A 740-nucleotide genomic window follows, 5' to 3' on the forward strand; every position below is an offset into this window, starting at 1 on the left:
CTCTAGAGATAACAAAAGTTTTAAACAAAGATTTAAAACGACATAACTTAGCTGCGCTTTCTAGATACTATAACGTTGAATTGGTCAGTCACCATAGAGCTATCTATGACGCAGAAGCGACGGGTTACATCTTTATTAAAATGCTTCAACAGTTAAAAGAAGTGGGTATTAAGAAACATAGTGAACTGAACACTTTAGCAAGAGAAGATGCATATAAACTTGGGCTACCAGATCACGCAATAATTCTAGTTAAGACTCAAGAAGGATTGAAAAACTTATTCAAGATTGTCTCAGATTCTCTGACAAATAGTTTTTATCAAGTACCACGTGTGCGAAGAAGTGTATTAGAAGCGCATCGCGAAGGGTTGTTAATCGGTAGTGCATGTGACAACGGCGAAGTTTTCAGTGCAATGTTACAAAAATCCTATGAAGCCGCACGTGATGTTGCACACTTCTATGATTATTTAGAGATATTCCCAAAATCGTTATACAATAACCTTTTCGCACGTGAGATGATAAAAGATGATGACATGTATGAAGAAATTGTGCACAACATGATTGCACTAGGAAAAGAGTTGGGTATTCCGGTAGTAGCGACAGGTAACGTACACTACCTTGATCCTAAAGATAAACTTAGAAGAGAGATTATTATTAAAGGTAACCCAGGGAACCCGCTTTCACGTTCGGTTCTTCCAGACGCACATTTTAGAACGACGACTGAAATGTTGAAAGACTTTGAT

1 protein-coding gene is annotated in these 740 nt (G+C 37.6%); it reads left to right on the plus strand.

Annotation, left to right across the window (positions count from 1 at the left end; genetic code table 11):
- The coding region (locus ACFQY0_RS21240) for a PHP domain-containing protein (protein WP_379717078.1) at positions 1-740 on the plus strand (740 nt) is incomplete at both ends.

Origin of the sequence: Haloferula chungangensis (genome assembly GCF_042664875.1) — a bacterium.
GTDB lineage: Bacteria > Verrucomicrobiota > Verrucomicrobiia > Verrucomicrobiales > Akkermansiaceae > Haloferula > Haloferula chungangensis.